This is a genomic window from Tenacibaculum sp. XPcli2-G (genome assembly GCF_024124505.1).
In the GTDB taxonomy this organism is placed as follows: domain Bacteria; phylum Bacteroidota; class Bacteroidia; order Flavobacteriales; family Flavobacteriaceae; genus Polaribacter; species Polaribacter mesophilus.
The window spans coordinates 638271-665053 of record NZ_JAMXSH010000003.1 but is presented as its reverse complement, the minus strand read 5'-3'; the positions used below and the strand labels follow the sequence as shown (position 1 = coordinate 665053).

The 26783-nt window shown below is 32.3% G+C and carries 28 protein-coding genes and 1 riboswitch; of the genes, 22 read left to right on the top strand and 6 right to left on the bottom strand.

Features of this window, described 5'->3' with window-relative positions:
* Positions 1-26 precede the first annotated feature (26 nt).
* The 12 genes from NH341_RS10840 to cysM all read left to right on the top strand — a co-directional run bounded on the left by NH341_RS10840 (position 27) and on the right by cysM (position 10376).
* On the top strand, positions 27-281 hold the full coding sequence (locus NH341_RS10840; RefSeq protein WP_073182924.1) for a DUF2061 domain-containing protein: 255 nt from the start codon (positions 27-29) through the stop codon (positions 279-281).
* Positions 282-292: 11 nt separating this feature from the next.
* Positions 293-901, top strand: coding sequence for a phosphoadenosine phosphosulfate reductase family protein (locus NH341_RS10835; RefSeq protein WP_159495372.1), 609 nt, complete (start codon positions 293-295; stop codon positions 899-901).
* 11 nt (positions 902-912) lie between these two features.
* Entirely contained in the window at positions 913-1818 is a 906-nt protein-coding gene (gene cysD, locus NH341_RS10830; RefSeq protein ID WP_253056840.1) for a sulfate adenylyltransferase subunit CysD, read from the top strand.
* Between the two features lie 123 nt (positions 1819-1941).
* Entirely contained in the window at positions 1942-3189 is a 1248-nt protein-coding gene (locus tag NH341_RS10825; protein WP_253056838.1) for a sulfate adenylyltransferase subunit 1, read from the top strand.
* 12 nt (positions 3190-3201) lie between these two features.
* Entirely contained in the window at positions 3202-3549 is a 348-nt protein-coding gene (locus NH341_RS10820) for a 4Fe-4S dicluster domain-containing protein (protein ID WP_253056836.1), read from the top strand.
* Between the two features lie 40 nt (positions 3550-3589).
* Positions 3590-5692 (top strand): HEPN domain-containing protein, encoded by a 2103-nt coding sequence (locus NH341_RS10815; RefSeq protein ID WP_253056834.1) that lies wholly within the window; start codon positions 3590-3592, stop codon positions 5690-5692.
* Positions 5693-5707: 15 nt separating this feature from the next.
* A complete protein-coding gene (cobA, locus tag NH341_RS10810; protein WP_253056832.1) occupies positions 5708-6475 on the top strand; it encodes a uroporphyrinogen-III C-methyltransferase in 768 nt (255 codons plus the stop codon).
* Positions 6475-7050 (top strand): bifunctional precorrin-2 dehydrogenase/sirohydrochlorin ferrochelatase, encoded by a 576-nt coding sequence (locus NH341_RS10805; protein WP_239179381.1) that lies wholly within the window; start codon positions 6475-6477, stop codon positions 7048-7050. Before cobA ends, NH341_RS10805 begins: the two co-directional genes overlap by 1 nt.
* A 126-nt stretch (positions 7051-7176) precedes the next feature.
* Positions 7177-8232 carry an NAD(P)/FAD-dependent oxidoreductase gene (locus tag NH341_RS10800; protein WP_253056830.1) on the top strand — a complete coding sequence of 352 codons (1056 nt, stop codon included), beginning with the start codon at positions 7177-7179 and terminating at the stop codon, positions 8230-8232.
* A 134-nt stretch (positions 8233-8366) separates the two neighbouring features.
* Positions 8367-8702: a 2Fe-2S iron-sulfur cluster-binding protein gene (locus NH341_RS10795; protein WP_073182911.1), complete on the top strand. Its 336-nt coding sequence runs from the start codon at positions 8367-8369 to the stop codon at positions 8700-8702.
* A 23-nt stretch (positions 8703-8725) separates the two neighbouring features.
* Entirely contained in the window at positions 8726-9469 is a 744-nt protein-coding gene (gene epsC, locus NH341_RS10790; protein ID WP_047789529.1) for a serine O-acetyltransferase EpsC, read from the top strand.
* Between the two features lie 19 nt (positions 9470-9488).
* Positions 9489-10376, top strand: coding sequence for a cysteine synthase CysM (gene cysM, locus NH341_RS10785; RefSeq protein WP_159495371.1), 888 nt, complete (start codon positions 9489-9491; stop codon positions 10374-10376).
* A gap of 532 nt (positions 10377-10908) precedes the next feature.
* Here the strand turns inward: cysM and NH341_RS10780 are convergent.
* From NH341_RS10780 to NH341_RS10755, 6 genes are all read right to left on the bottom strand, one after another.
* Positions 10909-11952: a DKNYY domain-containing protein gene (locus NH341_RS10780; RefSeq protein ID WP_253056828.1), complete on the bottom strand. Its 1044-nt coding sequence runs from the start codon at positions 11950-11952 to the stop codon at positions 10909-10911.
* Between the two features lie 163 nt (positions 11953-12115).
* The gene (locus NH341_RS10775; protein WP_253056826.1) at positions 12116-13093 is read right to left on the bottom strand and encodes a hypothetical protein; all 978 of its coding nucleotides are present in this window, start codon (positions 13091-13093) and stop codon (positions 12116-12118) included.
* Positions 13094-13125: 32 nt separating this feature from the next.
* Entirely contained in the window at positions 13126-13716 is a 591-nt protein-coding gene (locus NH341_RS10770; RefSeq protein WP_253056824.1) for a hypothetical protein, read from the bottom strand.
* Between the two features lie 353 nt (positions 13717-14069).
* Positions 14070-15236: a hypothetical protein gene (locus NH341_RS10765; protein ID WP_253056822.1), complete on the bottom strand. Its 1167-nt coding sequence runs from the start codon at positions 15234-15236 to the stop codon at positions 14070-14072.
* A 162-nt stretch (positions 15237-15398) separates the two neighbouring features.
* Positions 15399-16091, bottom strand: coding sequence for an NAD(P)H-dependent oxidoreductase (locus NH341_RS10760; protein ID WP_253056820.1), 693 nt, complete (start codon positions 16089-16091; stop codon positions 15399-15401).
* A gap of 709 nt (positions 16092-16800) precedes the next feature.
* Positions 16801-17646, bottom strand: coding sequence for a hypothetical protein (locus NH341_RS10755; protein WP_253056818.1), 846 nt, complete (start codon positions 17644-17646; stop codon positions 16801-16803).
* Between the two features lie 250 nt (positions 17647-17896).
* A riboswitch (SAM riboswitch) is annotated at positions 17897-18001 on the top strand.
* A 50-nt stretch (positions 18002-18051) separates the two neighbouring features.
* Here NH341_RS10755 and NH341_RS10750 point away from each other — a divergent pair.
* The 10 genes from NH341_RS10750 (at position 18052) to NH341_RS10705 (ending at position 26781) form a co-directional block, all read left to right on the top strand.
* Entirely contained in the window at positions 18052-19068 is a 1017-nt protein-coding gene (locus NH341_RS10750) for a homocysteine S-methyltransferase family protein (RefSeq protein ID WP_253056816.1), read from the top strand.
* 3 nt (positions 19069-19071) lie between these two features.
* Positions 19072-21747: a methionine synthase gene (gene metH / locus NH341_RS10745; protein WP_253056813.1), complete on the top strand. Its 2676-nt coding sequence runs from the start codon at positions 19072-19074 to the stop codon at positions 21745-21747.
* 238 nt (positions 21748-21985) lie between these two features.
* The gene (gene metF, locus NH341_RS10740) at positions 21986-22942 is read left to right on the top strand and encodes a methylenetetrahydrofolate reductase [NAD(P)H] (RefSeq protein ID WP_159615788.1); all 957 of its coding nucleotides are present in this window, start codon (positions 21986-21988) and stop codon (positions 22940-22942) included.
* 522 nt (positions 22943-23464) lie between these two features.
* Positions 23465-23671 carry a hypothetical protein gene (locus tag NH341_RS10735; RefSeq protein ID WP_159615786.1) on the top strand — a complete coding sequence of 69 codons (207 nt, stop codon included), beginning with the start codon at positions 23465-23467 and terminating at the stop codon, positions 23669-23671.
* A 10-nt stretch (positions 23672-23681) separates the two neighbouring features.
* On the top strand, positions 23682-23915 hold the full coding sequence (locus NH341_RS10730) for a hypothetical protein (protein WP_099216602.1): 234 nt from the start codon (positions 23682-23684) through the stop codon (positions 23913-23915).
* Positions 23915-24196, top strand: a complete 282-nt coding sequence (gene yidD / locus NH341_RS10725) for a membrane protein insertion efficiency factor YidD (protein ID WP_125067307.1) — start codon at positions 23915-23917, stop codon at positions 24194-24196. The genes NH341_RS10730 and yidD overlap by 1 nt, the downstream gene beginning before the upstream one ends.
* Positions 24197-24276: 80 nt before the next feature.
* A complete protein-coding gene (locus tag NH341_RS10720; protein ID WP_159615784.1) occupies positions 24277-24834 on the top strand; it encodes an SH3 domain-containing protein in 558 nt (185 codons plus the stop codon).
* A gap of 85 nt (positions 24835-24919) precedes the next feature.
* Complete coding sequence (locus NH341_RS10715) at positions 24920-25249, top strand: YegP family protein (protein ID WP_159615782.1); 330 nt, start codon at positions 24920-24922, stop codon at positions 25247-25249.
* Between the two features lie 103 nt (positions 25250-25352).
* Positions 25353-26426 carry a type I restriction endonuclease gene (locus NH341_RS10710; protein WP_159615780.1) on the top strand — a complete coding sequence of 358 codons (1074 nt, stop codon included), beginning with the start codon at positions 25353-25355 and terminating at the stop codon, positions 26424-26426.
* A gap of 133 nt (positions 26427-26559) precedes the next feature.
* On the top strand, positions 26560-26781 hold the full coding sequence (locus NH341_RS10705; RefSeq protein WP_253056811.1) for a hypothetical protein: 222 nt from the start codon (positions 26560-26562) through the stop codon (positions 26779-26781).
* Positions 26782-26783 lie beyond the last annotated feature (2 nt).

Sequence of the window (26783 nt, the reverse complement as noted above, 5' to 3'; positions counted from 1 at the left end):
TCCGATAGGGTAATGGTATTTTAAAAATGATTGTAGAACAAGTAGTAGAAAATAAAGCTAATTATAAAGAAGATAAGCTTTCTGAAAAGCCACTAAGAAGCATTATAAAATCAATAAGTTGGAGAGTTGTTGGTACCATAGATACAATATTAATATCATGGGTAATTACAGGACAAGTAAAAACAGCTTTTTCAATTGGAGCTGTAGAATTAGTAACAAAAATGCTATTGTATTTTTTTCACGAAAGAGTTTGGAACAGTATTAAATGGGGCAAAAAATGAGTATAGAAACAATGAATTTAGAAGCAGTAAACGCAGAGTTAAAAAACAAATCTCCAAAAGAGATTATTGTTTGGGCATTACTACAAGCAAATAAAGCCGTAGTAACTACAAACTTTCGTCCCTATGAAGGAGCCATTTTACACGCAGTAGCATCAGTAAAAAACAGTATAGATGTTATTTGGTGTGATACAGGATATAATACTCCACAAACCTATAAACATGCTGAAGAGTTAATTGAAAAATTACAATTAAACATTCAGTTGTATGTACCTAAACAAACGGTAGCACACAGAAACATCACTTTAGGATTACCAACAGTTGATGACCCAAAACATGCGGTATTTACTGAGCAAGTGAAGTTAGAGCCTTTTAAAAGAGCGATGGAAGAACATAAGCCAGATGTTTGGTTTACGAACTTAAGAAAAGGACAAACAGCTTTTAGAGATAGTATTGATATTGTTTCAAGAAGTAAAGATGGAATATTAAAAGTGAGTCCGTTTTACCATTGGTCAGATGAGAAGTTAGATGCTTATTTAGAAGAGCATCAATTACCTAACGAGTTTAAGTACTTCGATCCCACAAAAGTAGAAAGTAACAGAGAATGTGGTTTACATATTTAAAGAACATGATTATGAATACAGAAACGATACAAGTAGGAGCTTTAGAAAGTGAAGCCATATATATATTAAGAGAAGTAGTCGCGCAATTTGAAAAACCGGTGTTATTGTTTTCGGGGGGCAAAGATAGCATAACACTGGTGCGACTTGCTCAAAAAGCATTTTATCCAGCAAAAATTCCATTCCCTTTATTGCATATCGATACAGGACATAATTTTCCTGAAACGATTGAATTTAGAGATCGTTTGGTAGAAGAATTAGGTGTTGAGTTAATCGTAAGAGAAGTACAAGACAACATTGATGCTGGTAAAGTAAAAGAAGAAACAGGAAAGTACGCTAGCCGAAACATGTTACAGACCGAAACGTTATTAGATGCCATTGAAGAATTTGGTTTCGACGCATGTATCGGTGGAGCGCGTAGAGATGAAGAAAAAGCGAGAGCTAAAGAGCGTATTTTTTCAGTACGAGATGATTTTGGACAATGGGATGAAAAGAATCAACGTCCAGAATTATTCGACATGCTAAATGGAAGAATTGATTTAGGTCAAAATGTACGTGTTTTTCCAATTTCTAACTGGACAGAGTTAGATGTATGGTCGTATATACAACAAGAACAAATTGAAATTCCATCCATCTATTTCGCTCATAAAAGAGCCACTTTTATTAGAGATGGGTTAATTTGGTCTGCAAACGATGAAGTTGTGTATAGAGAAGAGGAAGAAGAAGTAAAAGAGCGTATGGTTCGTTTTAGAACAGTAGGAGATATGAGTTGTACGGCAGCAGTTTTATCAGATGCAATAGACATTGATACAGTAGTAGACGAAATTAGAGAATCAACTATATCAGAAAGAGGAGCAAGAATAGACGATAAACGCTCAGAAGCAGCAATGGAGAAACGTAAACAACAAGGATATTTTTAAAAAAAGTTTTTTGCTATTAGCTCTTGGCTGTTAGCAATATGAAAATTAATAACAATATAAAACTAGGCAAGTGCTAAAGGCTAAAAGCTAATGGCCAATTGCCAATCGCCAACAACATAAAATATGAACGTAGTAAAAATAGCAACAGCAGGAAGTGTAGATGACGGAAAGAGTACACTAATCGGGCGAATTTTATACGATACAAAATCATTAACCCAAGATAAATTAGAAGCGATAGAAGAAAAAAGTAAACAACGTGGGTTTGATTACTTAGATTTTTCTTTAGCCACTGACGGATTAGTAGCAGAACGTGAACAAGGAATTACTATTGATGTAGCTCACATATATTTCTCAACACCAAAAACAAGCTTTATCATAGCCGACACTCCAGGTCATATTGAGTATACCAGAAACATGGTTACTGGAGCATCAAATTCTCAAGCCTCTATCATTTTGGTAGATGCCAGAAATGGAGTGGTAGAACAAACCTATCGTCACTTTTTTATCAATAATTTATTGAGAGTAAAAGATGTGATAGTAGCTGTAAACAAAATGGATTTGGTTGACTTTTCAGAAGAAAAATTTAACCAGATTAAAGGTGAGATAGAATATTTAGCAAAGAAGAGTGACTATCAAAATCAAAATATCACATTCATACCTCTTTCAGCTTTGAAAGGAGATAATGTTGTGAAGTCTTCAGAAAACACCCCTTGGTATAAAGGAGAAACATTACTGAATTACCTTGAAAACTTGGGGTCTGAAGATACGCAAGAAGTATCAAAAGCACGTTTCCCAGTGCAAACAGTTATTCGACCTAAAACGGATGAGTATCATGATTTTAGAGGATATGCTGGGAAATTGTATGGAGATGATTTAGCAGTAGGAGATAGTATAACGGTATTACCATCAGCAACAAAATCTACTATAAAAAGCATTCGATTTTTTGATAAAGAATATGCAAGAGCAAAAAGAGGAAGCTCTGTAAACATCACTTTAGAAGATGATGTAAATGTAAGTAGAGGTGATATGTTGGTTAAAACAGGAGAAGAACCTTCTGTGGTAAAACAATTAGAAGCTACTATTTGTTGGATGGATAAAGCACCATTACAAGCTTCTCAAAAATATTACATCAAGCATGGTGTAAATGATGCGCAAGCAAAAATAACGGAGTTAAAAACAATTGTTCGTACTGATTTTTCTGGAGTAGAAGAAGCGCCTGCCAAATTATCATTAAACGAAATTGGAGAAGTGAGTTTAAAAGTAAGTAAACCATTGTTTGTTGATTCATATGAGGAAAACAAAGCTAACGGAGCCTTTATAATCATCAATCCAAAAACCAATACCACATCAGGAGTTGGTTTTATCAAGTAAATAATAAAAGTTATGGCAATAATCATTACAGATGAGTGCATTAACTGTGGGGCTTGTGAACCAGAATGCCCAAATACAGCCATTTATGAAGGAGCGAGTGACTGGAAATATAGCGAAGGAACGTCATTACAAGGAAATGTAACCTTATTAGATGGAGCTTCTGTAAATGCAGACGAGGAGAATGAGTCAGTATCAGACGAGTACTATTTTATAGTGCCTGATAAATGTACTGAGTGTAAAGGATTTCATGAAGAACCACAATGTGCAGCAGTATGTCCAGTAGATTGTTGTGTGCCAGATGATGCACATGTAGAAACAGAAGAACAATTGTTAGCAAAGCAAAAGTTCTTACATAACTAATAACAACGCTTTTATAAGCAAACAACTATTAAAAAAACACATGCAAAGTTTTAGATCAGAAATAGAAAACCCTTTAGTAGAAAAGGATATCCTAGAGTTAGAACGTAAAATACGTTTGTTTAACGAAGGAAAAATAGATGAAGAACGTTTTAGAAGCTTACGTCTAGCCAGAGGAATTTACGGGCAACGTCAGTTTGGGGTACAAATGATTCGTATAAAATTACCGTATGGTAAAGTTACGAGTGAACAGTTGCATAGAATAGCGGATGTTTCTGACGAATATTCTCGTGGTCGTTTACACATTACGACACGTCAAGATATTCAAATTCACCACGTAAGTTTAGACAGAACCCCTGAATTATGGGCACAGTTAGAGAAAGACGATATTACGTTACGTGAAGCATGTGGTAATGCAGTACGTAATGTTACAGCTTCAGAAACTGCGGGAATCGATCCGAAAGAACCGTTTGATGTAACACCGTATGCACATGCAACCTTTCAATTTTTCTTGCGTAATCCAATCTGTCAAGAAATGGGAAGAAAATTCAAAATGTCTTTCTCTGCAACAGAAGAAGATACCGCGTTGAGTTTTATTCACGATTTAGGATTCATTGCAAAAACGAAAACAGTTGACGGTAAAGAAGTAAAAGGATTCAAGGTATTATTGGCAGGAGGATTAGGGTCACAACCACGTCATGCCGATGTAATTTATGAGTTTTTAGAAGCAGATTTATTGATACCAACTATTGAAGGAGTGTTACGTGTGTTCGACCGTTACGGAGAACGTGCTAAAAGAGCCAAAGCTCGTTTAAAATTCTTAGTGAAAGATTTAGGTGTTGATGCTTTCTTAGAACTGGTTGCAGCTGAAAGAAATGCATTAGCATATAAAACGTACCCGATAAATACTACCGACTTTGAACAAGACATTGTTTTTGAAACCAACGAAGTTCCATCTGTAGTAATTGAAGATAAAGAAGCGTATCAAAACTGGAAAACAACGAATGTTTTCAAGCAAAAGCAAGAGGGGTTATACGCGATAGGTATTAAAGTACATTTAGGAGATTTTTATACCGATAAAGCACGTTTGTTAGCTGATTTAATCAAGAAATATGGGGCAAATGAGTTGCGTTTTACGTTACGTCAAAATATTTTGATTCGTCACGTAAGAGAGGAGTTTTTACCATTTTTCTATGCGGAACTACAAAAGTTAGGTTTTGCAGACGAAGGATATAATAGTTTGAATGATATTACTGCATGTCCGGGAACCGACACATGTAATTTAGGTATTGCAAGTAGTACAGGAATTGCAGCAGAGTTAGAACGTGTGTTAAAAGCTGAATATCCACAGTATGTAAATAACAAAGATATTACCATTAAAATTAGTGGGTGTATGAATGCTTGTGGACAACACAACATGGCGCACATTGGTTTTCAAGGAATGTCTATAAAAGTAGGAAAGTTATTAGCACCAGCTTTACAAGTATTAGTTGGAGGAGGAGTTTTAGGAGAAGGAAATGGTCGTTTTGCTGATAAGTTGATAAAAATACCAAGTAAAAGAGGACCAGAATCTTTACGAATCTTATTAAACAACTTTGAAAGCCATAAACAACCCAATGAAGACTTCTTAAGCTATTACGATAGACAAGGAAAAACATATTTCTATGAGCTTTTAAAAGAGTTATCAGACACCACCAATTTAACGGAAGATGATTTTATTGATTGGGGTCACGATAAAAATTATGTAAAAGCCATAGGGGTAGGGGAATGTGCAGGAGTTGTAATTGATTTAGTAGCAACCTTACTTTTTGAAAGTGAAGAAAAGATAGAAAATGCTTCACAAGCCTTGAATAATCAACAATGGTCAGATAGTATTTACCACGCTTATGCAGCTATGGTAAACACTGCTAAAGCCTTGTTAACTGCAGAAGGAGCAAAAACCAATACACAAGCAGGAATCATTACCAATTTTGATGAATTGTTTGTAGCAACAAATAAAATAGAATTATCAAGTTCATTCTCAGAATTGATTTATCAAATTAATAAGAATGAACCTACGGAAGCTTTTGCAAAAGGATATTTAGAAAGTGCAACAGCATTTTATAAAACAGTAGATGTTTATAGAAAGGCAGCCGTAGAAAGTTAAAAAAAGGAGAGTCCAATGAAAAATCAACCGAAATTAACCGTAGTAGGTGCAGGACCAGGAGATGCTGATTTAATTACCTTAAAAGCCATCAAAGCATTAGAACAAGCAGATGTAGTATTGTACGATGCATTGGTGAATAATGAACTGTTAGGATATGTGAATCCGAATACAGAATTAATTTTTGTGGGAAAACGAAGAGGGTGCTACCGTTATCAACAAGAACAAATCAATGAGTTGATTGTCGCGAGCGGATTCTCTCACGGACATGTAGTACGTTTAAAAGGAGGTGATCCTTTCATTTTTGGTAGAGGGGCAGAAGAAATGGAGTATGCTGCAAAACACGGATTAGAGGTTGCTGTAGTGCCAGGTATTTCTTCATCCTTAGCAGTACCAGCGTATCAGAATATTCCGTTGACAAAAAGAGGAAATTCAGAAAGCTTTTGGGTAATTACAGGGACCACTAAACAGCACCAATTGTCAAACGATGTTGCTTTAGCTGCAAAATCAAATGCAACGGTTGTTATTTTAATGGGAATGGGGAAACTCTCAGAAATCATTCAGCTTTTTAAGCAAGAAGGAAAGAACGAGTTACCAGTAGCCATTATTCAAAACGGAACAACTCCTGAAGAAAAAATAGGAATCGGTACTGTAGATACGATAGAAGAAGTAGTGGCTAAAAACAACTTGAGTAATCCTGCTATTATTCTGTTAGGAGATGTGGTAAATCACAGACAGCAATTACTACAAATACAACAAGAAGTAGCTTTAAAAGAGGTGGTATAATGGAAGAAAGAAATAATCTATATCCAATCTTTTTAAAGACTAAAGAATTGGAAGTGCTAATTATAGGTGGAGGGTTCGTAGCAGAGGAAAAACTACGATTTTTATTAAAATCGAGTCCAGATGCTAAGGTAACTATGGTAGCTTCTTTTTTTAGAGAAGAAACTGTTGAAGTAGCTCAAAAAGGTGAGGTGAATATGATAATAGATAGCTATAACGACACGTATTTACAAGGAAAACATTTGGTGATTGCAACCACTGATGTTCCTGAAGTAAATATACAAGTGTATAAAGATTGTAGGAGCCAAAATAAATTGGTGAATGTAGCAGACAATCCACCATGTTGTGATTTTTATATGGGCGGAATTGTTACCAAAGGAAACGTAAAAGTAGCTATTTCAACCAATGGAAAATCGCCAACAACTGCTAAAAGATTGCGTCAGTTTTTTGAAGAAGTAATTCCAGAAGACATCAATCAATTAGTACAAAACTTAAATAGTTATAGAAAAACCATCAAAGGAAACTTTGAACAAAAAGTAGAAACATTAAATAAGCTAACTGAGAGTTTGGTAAAGTAATCTTTCGCCCAAGTTTATCTTGAGGGAAGTCGAAAAGCTCAAGACAGGCTAAAATGAAGAAATCTATAAATTTATAAAATAGAGAGAGGTCACTGAGCGTAGTCGAAGTGACAAAATAAAGAGAACATGATACAAACAGATATATTAATTATTGGAGCGGGTCCAACAGGACTATTCACTGTTTTTGAAGCAGGGTTATTAAAATTACGTTGTCATTTAATTGACGCCTTACCACAACCAGGAGGGCAGTGTTCAGAAATTTATCCAAAGAAACCTATTTACGATATTCCAGCATATCCAGAGATCTTAGCAGGAGATTTAACTAAGAACTTGATGGAACAAATCAAGCAATTTGAACCAGGGTTTACCTTAGGTGAGCGTGCTGATACTATTGAAAAGCAAGATGACGGAACGTTTATCGTAACTACCAATAAAGGAACAAAACACCAAGCACCTGTGGTAGCTATTGCAGGAGGACTGGGAAGTTTTGAACCTCGTAAACCACCGATTCCTAACATTGCTGATTTTGAAGAAAAGGGAGTGGAGTATATGATTAAAGAACCAGAACTGTATCGTGATAAAGATGTGGTAATCGCTGGAGGAGGAGACTCTGCTTTAGATTGGTCTATTTTCTTAACAGATGTAGCAAAATCGGTAACCTTAATTCACCGAAGAAATGAGTTTAGAGGAGCGTTAGACTCTGTAGAAAAAGTTCAAGAGTTAAAGAATTTAGGAAAGATAAACTTAATTACACCTGCAGAGGTAAAAGTAGTATTAGGAGAAAATCATGTAACAGGTGTTGTAGTAGAAGAAAAAGGGAAAGAACCTTATATGATAGATACCGATCATTTTATCCCATTATTTGGATTGGCGCCAAAGTTAGGTCCTATTGCCAACTGGGGATTAGAAATTGAGAAGAACGCTATTAAAGTAAACAATGCGCTAGATTACCAAACCAATGTAGAAGGTATCTATGCCATTGGAGATGTGAATACCTATCCAGGAAAGCTAAAATTGATTTTGTGTGGATTCCACGAAGCAACACTCATGTGTCAAAGTGCTTATAAACGTATATATCCAGATAAAAAATATGTGATGAAATATACCACTGTTGGTGGTGTAGACGGTTTTGATGGAACAAGAAAAGAAGCGCCAAAAGCGGTAGTAAAAGCAATTGAATAATTGGGGATTAGGATGAAAGTAGTTAGGAGTTTAGCGAATAAGTTTGTTGTAATTACAAATTTTTAGTAAGCCCCTTCACCAGCAAAACTAAAATAGCCTACCTAACTACTGATTCCTATAATAAATTGTTACTGATGGATAATCAAGATATTAATATAAAAATAACAGATCGAGAAGGTGTAATGCACGAGGTAGTTGCTCCGACAGATATGGCAATGAATTTAATGGAGGTGGTTCGTTCTTATGAACTTGCTCCAGAAGGAACTATTGGAATCTGTGGAGGAATGGCGATGTGTGCCTCGTGTCAATGTTATGTAAAATCAAATCATGAATTGCCAGAAATGAATGATGATGAAGATGCAATGTTAGCAGAAGCATTTCATGTAGAAGAAAATAGCCGATTAGGATGCCAGATTCAAATAACACTTGAATTAGAAGGATTAGAGGTTGAGTTAGCTCCTGAAAGTTAGTTATTTTTGTAAAAAAAGAATAAATGCAATTTAAACAATACGATTTATCATTAAAAGATGATGTAGCAAATTTTACAAAACAATTATTTTACGCATTGTTTAATGATGTATGTCAAGAAAAAGCAAATCATTTAAAAGAAAAGTTTAAAAAAATTTTAAACGGGTTGGCTATTAAAAATGCTTCGGAAACATGGGCTGCATACCAACAAACATTTTGTGGAATACGAGAAAAGTTAGATTTAGATGCCAAGGCATTTGAAAAGACTGACCCAGCCTGTAAAAGCTTAGGTGAAGTGTATCTAGCCTATCCAGGGTTTCATGCGATTGCTGTATATCGTTTGAGTCATGAATTGTACAAAATGAAAATACCGATTTTACCAAGAATGATGAGTGAATATGCGCATGGATTAACAGGAACAGATATCCATCCAGGAGCAACCATTGGCGATTCGTTTTTTATAGATCATGCAACAGGAATTGTAATTGGAGAAACTACCATTATTAAAGAAAACGTAAAAATATATCAAGGAGTTACCCTAGGAGGAATTCAAGTTAAAAAAGAATTAGCTTCTACAAAAAGGCACCCAACCATTGAAAATAATGTAACCATTTATGCCAACGCAACTATCTTAGGAGGCGATGTAGTGATAGGAAGAGATAGTATAATTGGTGCTAATGTTTGCGTAACCACCTCTGTACCCGAAGGATCTATTGTAACCTATGAGTCAGAAAATAAAATAACCACTAGAAAATCCTACGTTAAATGATGTAGGTACCAAATTAACCATGAAAACTAAAACAATTATAGATAGTATAGGAAATACGCCACTCATAGAAGTTTCAAACATTCTTCAAAAAGAAGGCGTAAAACTATTATTAAAACTAGAGGGAAATAACCCTGGCGGAAGCGTAAAAGATAGAGCAGCTTTTAATATGATTGCTGAAGCTATTAAAAGGAAAAATATCCGTCCAGGAGATTATTTAGTAGAAGCAACTAGTGGAAATACAGGAATAGCGTTAGCGCTCATGGCAAAAGTGTTAGGAGTAAACATGGTATTGGTGATGCCTGAGAACTCTACAGAAGAACGTGTGAAGACTATGCGTGCATACGGAGCTGAGGTTATTTTAACGGATGCAGAAAGAGGTATTGAAGGTTCTAGAGATGTCGCCTTAGAGTTACGCTATAAAAAAGGCTATTTTATGCTGAATCAGTTTGAAAACACCGATAACTGGAAAGCACACTATAAAACTACAGGTCCAGAAATTTGGAACGACACCGAAGGAGAAGTAACTCATTTTGTTTCAGCGATGGGAACTACAGGAACCATTATGGGAGTTTCTACCTATTTAAAAGAACAAAATCCAGAGGTGCAAATTGTAGGAGCACAACCTAAAGACGGAGCTAGAATACCAGGAATTCGTAAGTGGTCGCCAGAATACCAACCAAAATTCTTTAATAAAAGTAAGGTAGATCAAGTGGTAGAGTTAGATGAAAATGATGCTAAAAACATGACTAGAAAGTTAGCACAAGAAGAAGGTGTTTTTGCAGGAATGAGTAGTGGAGGAGCAGTACATGCAGCTTTAGAAATAGCTAAAACGATTGATAAGGGTGTGATCGTTGCAGTTATTTGCGACAGAGGAGACCGCTATTTATCTTCTGATTTGTTTCAATAGACTGTCTTTACTTATTTTATAATACAAAAATTCCCGTCTAAGCGGGGATTTTTAAATTTAAGCAGCTGTTAATTTAATATATAAACTCTTGTTTTTTACTTTCTAAATTACTTTTAATTCATTGTTAGCAACAGGTATTTTTATTCGCACATTTATATTGTCTAACTAATTTAAATAAGGAATAAAACTGTTGAGGGTACTTTATTGTATTGATATAAGCATAATTTTAGCAATTTTTTATTCTTTTTAAGTAAGCGCTGTACAATACAAAATAAAAAACCGTACAAAAAATGTATGCTTTTACTACACAATAATATCCCAATTCTATTACATATAATAGGTGAACGACGTATAATAATTAATTAGTATTAAGCTTCATACAGTAGTGTATGAAATCATCCGATACTACTGTATGATGTTATGATACAGTGGCATATATTTATAGTACCACTAAAAAAAATTAACACCTCAAAGCTTGCCTTAGTAATTAAGAGCTTTTACTTATAAATACTTTGTGAGCTTATTAGTAGGTTTAATTGTTTTCTACAATTTGGTCTCCTCGATAAGTATGATTTTTATCCTTATACAGTAAAGAATGTTTTTTATTTACTGGTCCAAAAGTAGCCACATCAGCACCTTTTAATAGTTTTCCATAAACAAATACATGGTTTTTATCTTTTGAATAAAAAGAGGTTTTAAATATACTGAACGTATTTGGGTCAGCTTTTTCAATTATATCTCCGTGATAGAATACGTAGTTTTTATCTTTAGAATACGGGAATTGAATTATTTCAAAAGAAGAAGCATCAGCATTCTCAATTTTTACTCCATCATAAACGACCTTATTGTCAAATAATAGAAACTTATCTTTTAAAACAGTTAAATTGTTGATGTTTTGGTAAGGTATCGATATTAGAGAGTCTACCATTTTACCATTTTGATACTCTTGGAAATCATAAATATTGTTTTTATCAGCAATATATCTATTGTTGACTTTTTTAGTTGTGGCTGGATCTATTGTAGAAGTTAGTAACTTATAGCTTTTTAATGAGTATACGTTATTTTTATCTTTAACAAAGTTACTATTTATAATTGTAAATGAATTATAATCTAAATTTACAGGCTGATAGTTGTAAAAATAAAATTTGTCGTCTTTAGACCAATCATTATCAATTTTTTGGAATGTGTTTGGATTAGCTTTAGCTATTTTCCACAAGTGCTTTTTTCCTTGACTTTCCTCTTGAATATCTTGGGGTAAATAGTTTACAGCTAAATATACATGGTCTTTATCAAAACAGATGTAATTGTCTTTGTGGACATAAAAGGTAGAAACATCTACTTCATTATCTATAATATGAGTTTTAAAATAGAGGTGATTTTTGTCTTTTCCAAAATCTCTTCCTAAGACCTTGAAGCTCTCAACATCTGCATTTATTTTAGTGTTACCCAATTCAAACCAATTTCCCATAGGAGAATAACAGATGTTACTTTTTGATTTTGAATAGTAATAGGAATCTGAAATAGATTTATCTACAGGATCTGCAAAAGGACTACAAGCTTGAGAGATAATTGCCATTATAAATAAGAATGCCTTTAGAAGAGGAGAATGTTTAGCTCGTGTAATTTTTTTAATTATAAAATTCAAAATAAGTATAATTATGATTGTTGGTATATAAGGGTAGTTTGTAATTAAGTTCATTAAATAACTATATAATTAGTGTTTGTAACTTAAATAACTTTTATTTTTCGTAATAGTTGTATCCAATAAGTTTAATAAGTTTTTGTATTCTTTTTTTATCTGTAATTTTATGTAAAATAAAAACATATTCGTCTGATTGAGTATCTATAAACCCTAATTGAAGATTATTTTGTCTTAAAGGTTTATCGAAATCCTCAAAAACGTTATCAAAAGAAACAGATGCATTTTTTTTGTAATTATTAGGACTGGGTAAGTCAATAGATAAGTTAAAATTATCTTTTAATGTTGATTTTAAAAACCATTCTAAATCTTTAATATCAGCTTTCCAGTCTAATCTTATAATAAACGAAATATCATCCTCTTCTAAAAGGTCTATTAAATAGTTAAGTGTTGTAAAATATTCACTGTCATTATCATAGTTTTTAAGGTTTTTTATATGATTTAAAACGCATTCTTTTTTGTTTAAAACACATATTTCAGTCAGTTCTTTGTATGCTTCTCGCTGAATACTATTTATAGATGGACGCTCTTTTTTTGTGTTTACTTTTTTGTTTGAGTTTTTTTCTCTTTTTAAATTTTCTTCTAGGAGTTTAATGAGTTCTGAGAAAGTAGCTTCTATTTTAGTTATAAATCTTAAATCAGACACAGGTTTATGCATATCTGGAATATGAAACCATTTTATATCTTCACCACCATTGCATTTTCTTATTTCAATTTGGTTTTCAATTCTAAGAATAAAATAAAACTCTGTAGGGAAGTTATAATCTTCATAGTCATAAAATATAATTGAATTTGGAATATAAACTTTACGTTTACTTGAATCATATTCAATATCGTCTGTATATAAAAGTAACGTTTTAAAAATCTCTTTCTTTGAATTAGTAAACTCAATTTTTTTTGGAAAGTTTTTTTCAATAATTGTATTTTCAAATATGTATTTGAAAGAATTAATATTAAGAGTAGCTGATTTAAACGGTTTTCCGTATAGTTTTTTCTTATCGTAATATATTCTTGCCATATTTTTTATTTTGTAAAACAAAAAAGGGTTGTTTAGTTTTCCAAACTAATAGTTTGTTCTATTGCGTACGTATATGAAATTTTACTATTTGTTATTAATTTGGGGTTTATCAATCCACCTTCTTCACTACTAATTCTAATTTTTAAATAATCTGCAATTGTTAAAGAATCTTCATAAAACAATTTTGGTACTTTATAGTTTCCTTTTTTAGTATTTATAGTATGATGAATTGTTGATTTTGCATATCTTCCACCTGAATGCATGTTTGTTTTATCTTTTTGATGTACTAGTTTCCATAACTCTACGTTTGCTAATGTATTATTAGTTTTCCAGTTTAGTACGAAGTCTTCATCTAGAGATATATTTTTAGGGAAATTGAATTTTGATGTTATTTTACTTGGCTTTATATAAGCTATTGGATATTTAGCACTGTCAGGTAAAATTATTTCAAAGTAATAAGATTCTCTTCGTACCAAATCATCTGTTAGATAAACAGGATATTTATCATAATAATTTCCAGTTCTAATAAACAATTTTAAAGGTTGTCCGTTTAATAGAACCTTTATGTTTTCATTAATAATTCTCTTCTCACCGTTAGATATATAAACATTAATTTTATTCAATGATGTTTTTTTAATACCATCCTCAATCAATATTTTAACTTGTATATTTGAAATGTTATTAGCTTCTATTTCTGAAAGTGTAATTGTATTGCAGCCTTGAAAAAGTAATAAAAGAAATATTATGTTGTAGTATCTCATTATAATTAAAAGAAGCTTGTTTTTAAAATAAGAAAAAGAAGTTAATAATAACAATTTTATCCTCTTTTATTATTAGCTAAGGTAAAATAAAAAAGGGTGCTAAATACATATATTAAATATATGCTTAAGAGTTTTATTTATTAATCAAATTAAAGATAGGAGAGGCTTACTAAAAACTTGTAAAAAGGTGGTATAGGTAACAATCATTTCTAATTTTAATATTTTTCAATGAGTTTTTTCACTCTTACATTAAAGTTTTCTTTATTAATTCCAATCAGCTGATTAATAGTTTTTAAGTAGTTTTCCAACTTGTTTTTCCGCCCTGCATTAATTAATTTTAAAATAGCTTTATTTCCTTTTTTTATTTCAATTTCTTTAGCTATAACTCCAGAAATTGTTGAGCGTACAGAACTTTCAGGAGCTATATTTGTAAAAATCTTTTTATTGCTTTTAAAAAGCTTATAAAGGCTTATGCTTGGGTTTTTAGAAAGATATTTTTTTAATTCAACTACCAATCGTTTATGCGTAATCATTTCTCCTTTTTTGTCAGTGTAATATGCATTGCCCCATAAATATGCAAAACCTTCTTCGGTTATCCAATTTCGATTGCTACGCTTGTTTATTTTACCTGAATAATAATGGAATATATCGTGTGAAAAGTCTTCATTATTCATTATTGCAAAAATTGTTTTTGAATCTACGCCATAACCGTCTCTGTATTTTCCGTTAGAGAAAAGGGAATAACCATAACCTAAGAGTTCTGAAATTTCTTGAAAATTTTCAGTCATATAAAAATCAAACTTCTCTGGTAGTACCCCTAATTTATTTGCAATTTCAGAGTTTTTTTTATTAAATATCTTAGCTCTATCTGTATTAATAAAATTTCTGAAGTGATAAGTAATATTACCAAAAGTTTGTGTTTTCCAGTATCGAGTTAAATAATCAAGTGGAATTGAAAAAGTAAATTTATCATTATCTTTTGTTGCAATTAAATTAACAATATATAAGAGAATTGTTTCAGAATTAGGCTTCTGATAGTTATATGAAATTGAGATGAAATATTTATTTTTATCGGATAAGGGATAAATATTTATTAGTTTTTTGTCTTTATACTTCAAAGCCAAACTATCTTTTCGTATTTCATAATCTACTAGTTTTTGGAGTTGTGAAGAGGTTAGTTTTTTTCTTTTGGGTGTTAATAAATTTTCGTTTACTTTACCTTTTGTTAACTCAAAAAAAAAGGATTCTAAACTTTTATTAAAACTTTGCTTTGTAATGGAGTCCATAGGATTAAATAAAAACTTAGGAATTATTACAGTTTCTTGTGCAAAAACCAAAGTATAACAGAAAAAGAAAATTAAGTTTAGAATTTTTTTCAGCATTTTGTCTAATTTATTTGAAGTATAAAAACATTTATAGGTAGATTTTTAGCAATTTTATTTTATCTAGCTAATATAAACAAAATAAAAAACCGTGGAACGTGCACGGTTATAATATTTTATGAAATATAAAAAAAGATAAATGAATTTATCCTCCTCTTAGTTTTAATAAAAGCTAAATAAAAGAGCAGATTTAAGAAAATGTTTTGCAGATTGTGCTTTATGCTGTTTATATTCTATAAAAAGACTTTCTATAGGTTTTCTGACTTTATATGTATTTTGAGAATAATCCTCGTCAGAACGATAACCAACAGGAGCAACTACAGCAGCATTTAAACCTAACTTATCCAAGTCTAATATTTTGTTATAAGCTTCGGCGTCAAAACCCTCCATAGGACAAGCATCTATTTTAAGTTCAGAGCAAGCATTTAGCAAATTCCCCAAAGCAATGTAAACTTGGTTAGAAGTCCACTTATTCTTTTCAACCAAAGTTCTGCTCGTAACGTCAGACTTAATAAAATCTGCATACTCTTTAAAATTAGAAATGTCTACTTGTTCTATTTCAGATTTTAAAGAAAAATAAGCATCTATATGGTCATTGGTAACCTTTGTATAATTGCAAAAAACAAATAAATGCGAAGCATCAGTAATTTGACTCTGTCCGTAAGAAACAGCTTTTAACTGTTCTTTTATTGCACTGTCTTCTATAATCAAAACGGTATACAATTGCAGACCATAAGAAGAAGGAGCTAATTGAATCGCTCTTTTTAAAAGTTCTATATGCTGTGCTGAAACCTTTTTAGAAGCATCAAATTTTTTAGTGGCATATCTCCACTCAAGATTGTCTATTAAAGTCATACTATAATTGTTTAAGAATATGACAAAAATAGAAGAGGAGTAGCTACAACACCTTTACATATGTTGATTAAACAATTTTTAACGTATTTTTTCCTTCCCAAGGGAGTTGGATTGAAAATACAAGTAAACGGAACCGTCAGCGCGTCACGCTGAACCTTCCAAAGAACAAATAAACTAAGTTTTGAATGTAAACAAACAATTTTCTATTAAAAAGGTGAAAAAAAATTAATTTTTTAGTAAGAGACTTTTTATTAGGTATTTAGTAGCTTTAATGTAAGTTGCTAAAAATGATTACATGAAAACTCTCTATACCTTAATTGGAGTAGCATATCTTCTGTTCGTAGTGGTGACGTCGTACATGATTTTAGTCGAGCCACTCATAAAGGCATGTAAAAAAGTGAGAAATAAAAATAATATGTTATTACAAGTGTTTTTTCTTTGATAGGAATTACATTAAAAGGGTAACCATAGCAACAAATAAGACAAAAGAGCTATTATTTAAGTATTTAGCATAAGGTTTTAAACGAGCAGAGAATGTGTTTGTATTCTAACATCACTTTTCATAGTTGTTAAAAGAATGGTAAATGATTTAACAATGAATACAAAAGTCTTAGTTAGATGAATCTTTGGCATACATATTGAAAAACTCTAAGAAAATTATTTTATTAAGAGAACAATTTCAGGGCAAATTAGGTTTTGTTGTGTATAGTTATTTTTCAGTTCCTTCTAATTTCTTTTGTAATTCAGAATTTATTTTCTCGTCAACTATTGCTACAAGTTTTTCTTTCTCAAAATTGTACTTTTTCAGAATTATTGGTTCATTGTAGCTTTCAAAAGCTCCATTTTTGTTTTTATCTATTCCAAATTCAATAATTAAGTTTTTACTCTTATTTATGAATTTATAGTTATAAACATCCATTCCTTCAATTCCAATTTTTCGAATCTTATTTTCTTTAATTGAATAAATATAAAGAGAGGTTAAGTCTCTCAAATTTATCACACCATCTTTGAAAGTGTCCTTATCAGAAGCTTTAAGTAGAATAAGTATTTCTTTGTTAAAATATTCAGATTTGATCTCGTTAAAATTAATTCGTTTTTTAAATAATTTCTTATTTATTGAATTAGGCTCGTCAAAAACGATTATGTTATTGTATTCTCCATAATATTCTCTAGAATATCTTTCATCTCTCTTTTCTTTTACACTAAAATCGGAACCTGAATCTGAATAAGCATTTAAAAGTCCATTTAATCCAATATCTTCTTTTTCGTTTAAAGTTTTGTGAGAAACTGGAATTATATATTGTGAATTTAAAGTGTCAATTAAAATTGGAGTTTCGTATGAGATAACTTGTTCTCTTTTATTTTCTTTTTGAAGTTTTTCAATTTTTTCCTTTGATAAAATTCCAGTTTCAGGTTCTTCATAATTATATCTCCTATGTTCCTGAATAACTATAGATATAAATGAAACTAATGCAATAATTAAAAATATTCCCGCAATTATTCCTAAAATGGCTAGTAACTTTTGATTATAATTCTTTATCTTTTCAATTTTCATAGAGTTGATTTATAATTTTACACACAACTTGTTAAGAGAACAAAAACTACTTTTATCAGGAGTATTGAAGGTGATAAACGGAAGTTTCAGCAATTTTATTCTTCTTGTTTCAAGTATCCAAGATAAAACAAAATTATGTTGCACCCTAGTAGTGAAAGCAGTCTTTTTCATTTAGTTATTTAATTATGAAAATAAAAATTGGGTAAATAAAAAATAATACTATAACTTTGCCCCGTTCATTAACGTATTGATGTTATCAAGAAAGGTGGAGGGAATAGACCCTTTGAAACCTTAGCAACCCTTTGTGCAAACAAAGAAGGTGCTACATTCTACTGCTTCGGCAGAGAGATAACGAAAAGAATTTTACTTCCTCTTTTCCTGATAACATTACACTAAATATCAGGAATGTCAAACATTTATCAAGAAATACAAAAACGAATCCTCGTGCTCGATGGCGCTATGGGAACCATGCTTCAAGAATATAAATTTACTGAAGAAGATTTTCGTGGAGAACGTTTTAAAGACTACCCAACACCGTTGCAAGGAAACAACGATTTATTGTCCATTACACAACCTGAAGCTGTAAAAGAAGTACATAGAAAATACTTTGCGGCAGGAGCAGACATTGTAGAAACCAACACCTTTTCAGGTACTACCATTGCCATGGCAGATTACCAAATGGAAGATTTGGTATACGAGTTAAATTATGAGTCTGCTAAAATAGCCAAAGAAGTAGCCGATGAATTCACAGCGAAAGAACCACACAAACCTCGTTTTGTAGCGGGATCTATCGGACCTACAAATCGTACGGCAAGTATGTCTCCTGATGTAAACGATCCGGGATACAGAGCAGTGACTTTCGACGAATTGCGTATTGCTTACAAACAACAAGTAGAAGCCTTGTTAGATGGTGGTTCCGATATTTTATTGGTAGAAACCGTATTCGATACCCTAAATGCGAAAGCCGCTTTATTTGCCATTGAAGAGGTAAAAGCAGAACGTAATATAGAAGTACCTATCATGGTTTCCGGGACCATTACCGATGCTTCAGGAAGAACGTTGTCGGGACAAACAGCCGAGGCGTTTTTAATTTCCATCTCTCATATTCCGTTACTATCTGTAGGATTCAACTGTGCTTTAGGTGCTAATTTATTACAACCACACTTAGAAGCAATTGCGTCTAAAACGGAATTTGCGATTTCTGCACATCCAAATGCAGGATTACCCAATGCCTTTGGAGAATATGATGAAACTCCAGAAGAAACAGCGGAGCAAATAGAAGAATATTTAAAGAAAAATTTAATCAACATTATAGGAGGATGCTGTGGTACCACGCCAAAACATATTTCAGCTATCGCAGCAATAGCAGCGAAATACAAACCACGAAAAGCTGAATTTGTTGCAGCAGGACAAAATAGTTAGTAGATGAGTGAGGAAAGAAGATACATGAAATTATCGGGGTTAGAACCGTTAATTATAACACCCGAAAGTAATTTTATCAATGTAGGGGAGCGCACAAACGTAGCAGGATCACGTAAATTTCTTCGATTGATAAAAGAAGAAAAGTTTGATGAAGCGTTGGCAATTGCTCGTCATCAGGTAGATGGAGGAGCACAAATCATCGACATTAATATGGATGATGGTTTAATTGAAGGGAAAGAAGCGATGGTACGTTTCTTAAACTTAATAGCTTCTGAACCTGATATTGCCAGAGTTCCTATTATGATTGACAGTTCTAAATGGGAAATCATTGAAGCTGGATTGCAGGTTGTGCAAGGAAAATCGGTTGTAAATTCCATTTCTTTAAAAGAAGGAGAAGAAAAGTTTATTTGGGAAGCTACGCAAATTAAACGATATGGAGCCGCAGTAATTATCATGGCTTTTGATGAAGTAGGACAAGCAGATACTTACGAACGAAGAATTGAAATTGCAGAGCGTTCGTATAATATATTAACCGAGATTGTCGGTTTTCCGCCAGAAGATATCATTTTCGATTTAAATATTTTTCCAGTGGCAACTGGAATGGAAGAACATCGAAAAAATGCGTTGGATTTTATTGAAGCTACCCGATGGGTACGTGAAAATTTACCGCATGTAAGTGTGAGTGGTGGAGTAAGTAACGTATCATTTTCTTTTAGAGGAAACAATGTGGTACGTGAAGCTATGCATTCGGTATTCTTATACTATGCTATCAAAGCAGGGATGAATATGGGAATTGTGAATCCGACCATGTTAGAAGTCTACGATGATATTCCGAAGGATTTATTAGAACATATTGAAGATGTTGTTTTAGATAGAAGAGACGATGCTACAGAACGTTTATTAGAATTTGCTGAAACGGTAAAAGGAACTAAAAAAGAAAGCAGTGAGCAAGTTTTAGAATGGAGAAGTTTACCACTACAAGACCGTATTACACATTCTTTAGTAAAAGGAATAGATGCTTTTATAGAAGAAGATGCTGAAGAAGCACGTTTGAGTGTAGCAAAACCACTACATGTAATTGAGGGACATTTAATGACGGGAATGAATGTAGTAGGAGACTTGTTTGGTGCTGGAAAAATGTTTTTACCACAAGTAGTAAAATCTGCCCGAGTAATGAAGAAAGCCGTAGCCTATTTGAATCCGTTTATTGAAGCAGAGAAAAGCGAGGAACAACAAGCTATCGGAAAGATATTGATGGCAACGGTAAAAGGAGATGTGCATGATATTGGTAAGAACATTGTATCCGTAGTATTAGGTTGTAACAATTACGAGATTGTCGATTTAGGGGTGATGGTTCCACCAGAAAAAATCATAGAAACTGCTAAAAAGGAGAAGGTGGACGCTATTGGTTTAAGCGGATTGATAACACCTTCGTTGGATGAAATGGTGTATTTAGCCAAAGAAATGGAACGTCAAAATTTGGAAATTCCTTTATTGATTGGTGGAGCAACAACCTCGAAAGCACATACCGCTGTAAAAATCGATACGCAGTATAAAAATGCAGTGGTACACGTAAACGATGCGTCAAGAGCAGTAACGGTAGTAGGAGATTTATTGAATAAAGAAACCTCAAACGAGTATGTTGCCAAGTTGAAGAAAGATTACGAAGAGTTTCGAGATAAATTCTTAAAACGAGGAAAACAGAAGCACTACATACCAATTGAGGAAGCTAGAGAGCGAAAATTCAGAATAGATTGGGAGACTACTAACATTACTAAACCAAAAGAATTAGGAGTACAAAAGCTAGAGCAAGTAAGTTTAAAAGATTTGGTACCATATTTTGATTGGAGTCCGTTTTTCCGCTCATGGGATTTACATGGAAAGTTTCCTGATATTTTAGAAGATGAAGTAGTAGGAGTAGAGGCAACCAATTTGTTTGCAGACGCTCAAAAGATGCTGCAACAAATCATAGAAAAACAAGCATTAAAGCCCAAAGCTATTTTTGGTTTGTTTGAGGCAAACTCTATTAACGACGACGATATTTCAGTTCAAAAGAAAGGAAAAGAAGTCGCAGTATTTAGAACCTTACGTCAGCAATTAAAAAAACGTGAAGGAAAACCAAGTTTTGCTTTAGCAGATTTTATTGGGCCCAAAGAAACAGATAAAACGGATTATATAGGAGCTTTCTGTACCGCCATTTTTGGCGCTGATGAATTGGCATTACAATACAAAGACAATCACGACGATTACAATGCAATTATGGCACAAGCCATTGCTGATCGTTTTGCAGAAGCTTTTGCAGAATATTTGCATCATAGAGTAAGAACGAAACACTGGGGCTATGCATCCGAAGAAAACTTAACGAATGATGAGTTGATAAAAGAAGCGTACAAAGGAATTCGTCCTGCACCTGGATATCCTGCATGCCCAGATCATTTAGAAAAAGAAACAATTTGGCAGCTTTTACAGGTAGAAGAGAACATAGGAGTAAGTTTAACAGAAAGTTTAGCCATGTGGCCAGCAGCAGCAGTTTCAGGATATTATTTTGCCAATGAAGAAGCTAGGTACTTCGGGTTAGGTAAAATAACAGACGATCAAGTAAGAGATTTTGCAGAACGAAAAAACATCGCCTTAGAAAAAGCTAGAAAATGGTTACATCCAAACATATCAGACAATTAATAATAACTTTAAAATAAACAAACAAAAGAGCGTATTTAATTAACAATAAGTTTTAAGTTAGGTAAACTAAAAACTATAAAACAGTAGTAATATTGCCATATAAAAAATCAATAAAATTAGACAAATGAAAAAGTATAATTTAGAGATTCGATTTGCAATACAGCTACTGGTAATGGCAGTCGTATCGTTGTTGGCAGCTTCATTGGTATAGTTAAATACGCCTTTATAAGATATACTTATGAAGGTAATAGAACACTTAGAAAAAGCAAATGGTACCTCGTTGTTTTCGTTTGAAATACTTCCACCGTTAAAGGGAGATACAATCGAGTCAATATTCAAAAATATTAATCCGTTAATGGAGTTCAATCCGCCATTTATAGACGTAACCTATCATCGTGAGGAATACGTATATAAAGAGTTAGGAGACGGACTCTTAAAAAAGCAAGTAGTAAAAAAACGTCCAGGTACAGTAGGTATTTGTGCGGCGATTCAAAATAAATACCAAGTAGATGCTATTCCGCATATTTTATGTGGAGGATTTACCAAAGAAGACACTGAAAACTTCTTAATTGATCTCGATTTTTTAGGAATTGATAACGTAGTTGCATTACGTGGTGATGCAGTAAAAAGCGAAACTTATTTTAAACCTGAAAAAGACGGACATGCATACGCAAGTGAGTTAGTTACACAAATAGAGAACTTAAATAAAGGAAGATACTTGGATGATGATTTGCAAAACTCATCAAAAACCGATTTCTGTATTGGAGTAGCTGGATATCCTGAAAAACATATGGAAGCACCAAGTTTAGATTCTGATATTCACTTTTTAAAGAAGAAAATTAAAAACGGAGCAAATTATGTGATAACACAAATGTTTTTTGATAATCAAAAGTATTTTGAGTTTGTAAAAAAATGTAGAGAAGAGGGAATTATGGTTCCTATTATTCCGGGATTAAAACCAATCTCAACCAAAAAGCAATTGAATTTAATTCCGCATCGTTTTAAAGTTGACTTACCAGATGCTTTGGTAAAAGAAGTTGTGAATTGTAAGAGTAACGCAGAGGTACGACAAGTAGGAGTAGAGTGGTGCATTGCTCAAAGTAAGGAATTACAACAAAAAGGAGTGCCTATTTTACATTATTATTCAATGGGAAAATCAACCAACATTCAAGAAATAGCAAAAGCTGTTTTTTAAAACAGAAAATAATCAATAAAAAAATGTTAGTCATATCATTGAACATCCTATACCCATTAAAAACCATAATAAAAAGAGTTTATAACATAGAAAGTACGAGCTATATGCTCGTACTTTCTATGTTATAAAATTTTGTTTGAAACATCAAACACTATTGTTGCCAGTCACATAACAGTAGTGTTTGGTGTTAAATAACAGTACTGTTATTACTTAAGAAACAGTAAGACTAAATGTAGAATCACCTACCATAATATCCTTTAAAAAGTGTTTAGAGTTTTCTGTAACCTGCGTTTTAACCCTAACACGATAATTACCAGCAGTAAGGGTAGGAGCTTGACCAATAATCTTCTTATTACCCTTTTAAAAAGTTAAGAAAATCAATATAACCTCTAACAAAGTTCTAATTATGAAAGCTATTTTTATATAGCTCTAACATAATAGTAAACCCTACGGATTTCCGTAGGGTTTTGTGTTTTTATCAAGGTAGGTTTGCAATGATATTAACCAAAAAAAATATAGAAAATGCCAAAATATTATGTAAATAATACAGCACAACCAAATGGAGATCATGAAGTACATAAAGAAGGATGTAATTGTTTGCCTTTTGTTCTTTCCAAAAAAGACTTAGGCTATCATTCTTCTTGCCATTCAGCAGTTTTAAAAGCAAAAGAATATTATGCAAAAGCTGATGGCTGTAAACATTGTAGTGAAGAGTGTCACAAAAGCTAATTTATAAATTATGGAATATAAAGTAATACCCTTTACACCGTCTATTGATAGAAATAAAGGAAACTCAGCAAAAGTAGCACAACAATTAGAAGCTATTATTAGTAATTACAACGATCAAGGTTGGCGATATGTTCGATTAGAAAGTGTAGAAACTCATGTTCTCCCTGATTCAGGTTGTTTTGGAATAGGTTCTCAACCAGGATATACAGCATACAGGCAAATGATTGTTTTTAGTAAAGAATAATGAAACATTTGTTACTTCTTTCTATAAAGGCGTATTGGAAGTTTAAACCAAAGAATAAGCCAGCACGCTGTATATTTAGAAAATCCTGTTCACATTACGTATATGAAGAAACAAAAAGAAAAGGACTGTTAGCAGGAGCAAAAGCATTAAAATATCGGTTTAAAAACTGTACTTATGGTTATGAACTGTATTTAAACCCGATTAGTAAGAAAAAACAGATGCTGCTAAAGAATGGAGAAGTGTTAGAAGAAGAGGAAATAGCAAAACGATTATTATATTGATTAAACCCTACGGATTTCCGTAGGGTTTTCTGTTTTATAGAAATTAGATTTGATATAATAAACTTAATCCCTTCAATATTATGAATCAGAAATATGAAAAAGTATTACTAATTACATCATTATTAATAGTAATAGTTGCTACGGTAGTTGTAACGAAGAAAAACAATTCTAAAGAAAATTTATATAACAAAGCTTTAGTAGGCTGTTATGTTCCACCTAAAGCTAGGTGTACAGGTTCTGTTAACTGTAGAGCATGTAAAAACTGTAAGTATTGTAAATATTGTAACAGTGGAGGTTCTTGCGGTGTTTGCGGAAAGAGAAGTAGCACAAAAAGTTATACCAACTCTTATAAAAGCTACTCAAAGAAGCCACAAACCAAACAAACTATTTTTGACGGACGTAAAAACAATAGTACATTGTTAAAAGAAGAACCATATTATTTAAAAACATTATTGGTAAACAAAAACCTTTTAAATTTAAGAAGTGGCCCAAGTACTTCTTATTATGTAATTCAACAATTAAACTTTGGAGAAAAACTAACCATATTAGCCACTCAAGCAAAATGGATTAAAGTAAAAGTACAAAGAACAAAAGTAACAGGGTTTGTTCATGTGAGTGGTGTACTATTGATGGAATAAAAGAAAGCTTAGCTGTGGGTTTCCGTAAAGTTTTCTGTATTAGAAAGTATAGTTTTGATGTAATACTAATTAAAAAACATATAAAATGGGAAACCCAAAATTTGAAATCAAAAAGAGAAAGGATAATGAATTCATGTTTAACCTGAAAGCAGGAAATGGAGAAATTATTTTAACCAGTGAAGGCTACGCTAGTAAACAAGGATGTAAAAGCGGTATAAGTTCTGTAAAAACGAATGCACCTGATGATGATAACTATGAAAGAAAAGTAGCTTCAAATGAGCAATACTACTTTACACTAAAAGCGCAAAATGGAGAAGTTATAGGTAAAAGCGAAATGTACACGACCACTTCAGCAAAAGATAAAGGAATTGAATCAGTTAAAAAAAATGCACCAATAGTCTCTGTAGAAGAGTAACTATAAACAAAACAAAAAAGAGTATTTAGAAACCTTACGAAAATCCGTAAGGTTTTGTTTTTGAGCATGTTTAGCTTTGGGGTATATAACCAAAACTTAAAGAATGGAACTAGCCAGCAAACTAAAAGAACTCTCACAGAAGATTACAACATTAAAGGAGCAAATAGAAACAGAAGAAGCTACAAAAACAGCATTTGTATTACCTTTTATAGATTTATTAGGATATGATATTTTTAATCCAACAGAGGTAATACCCGAGTTTACAGCTGATATAGGGTTGAAAAAAGGAGAAAAAGTAGATTATGCTATAATTGAAAATAAAGTTCCTATTTTAATAATAGAGTGTAAACATTGGAAAGAAGATTTAAACACGCACAATTCACAGTTATTTAGATATTTTCATGCATCAAAATCACGATTTGCACTTCTAACTAATGGTATAGAATATAAGTTTTTTACTGATTTAGAAGAAACAAACAAAATGGATGAAAAACCATTTTTAGAGTTTGATATAACCAAACTAAAAGAGCCTGTAATTAATGAAGTTGTTAAATTTCATAAAACAAAGTTTGATGTGAATCAAATAGTTAATAATGCAAGCTCTTTAAAGTATTCAAAAGAAATAAAGAAGATATTTAATAGTCAATTAATTGAACCAGAAAACGATTTTGTTCGGTTCTTTTCTTCAAGAGTTTATTCAGGAAGACAAACAGAAAGAGTGTTAGAGCAGTTTAAAGAATTAGTGTCAAAATCTATTAATCAATTAATAAGTGAAAAAGTAAATGAAAGACTGCATAATGCTTTAAATAAAGAAGAAGAAAAGTTGGTAGAAGAAAGTATAGAGCACGAAGAAAAAAATGAAAAAATAGTAACTACAGAAGAAGAAATGGAAGCCTATAGGATTGTGGTGGCAATACTAAGAAAAAAAATACCTATAGAAAGAATTGCTATTAGAGACACACAGTCTTATTTCGGCGTTTTATTAGATGATAACAATCGTAAACCATTATGTAGGTTTCATTTTAATGGAAAAACCAAATATTTGGGGGTATTTGATGCTAATAAAAAAGAGATAAGGGAAAAAATAGCAACAATTGATGATATCTATAAGTTTGATTCTAAGCTTTTAGAAACGATTAATTACTATGAAGAGTTTTTGAAAGAAAAAATTAGCTAAAAAATACTCCAATAACCTTTGTAGAAGAGTAGCTATAAACAAAACAAAAAGAGTATTTAGAAGCCTTACGGAAATCCGTAAGGTTTTGTTTTTGAGTAGGTTTAGCTTTGGGGTATAACTAAACTAAAACATAATGATAAAAAGATTACAAATTGTAGGTCTCTTTTTTATTTCAGTACTATTAACAGAATGTTCTACTGATGCGGATGGAATAGAAGAGCTAGAAACAAAAACAGAATGGAAGTGTGGGGTTCATAATGGAAAGCAATTATGGACAGGACCCAAAGGAGGATGCTATTATAAGAATAGCAATGGAAATAAAACATATGTAGACAGATCAGAATGTAATTGTTAAAT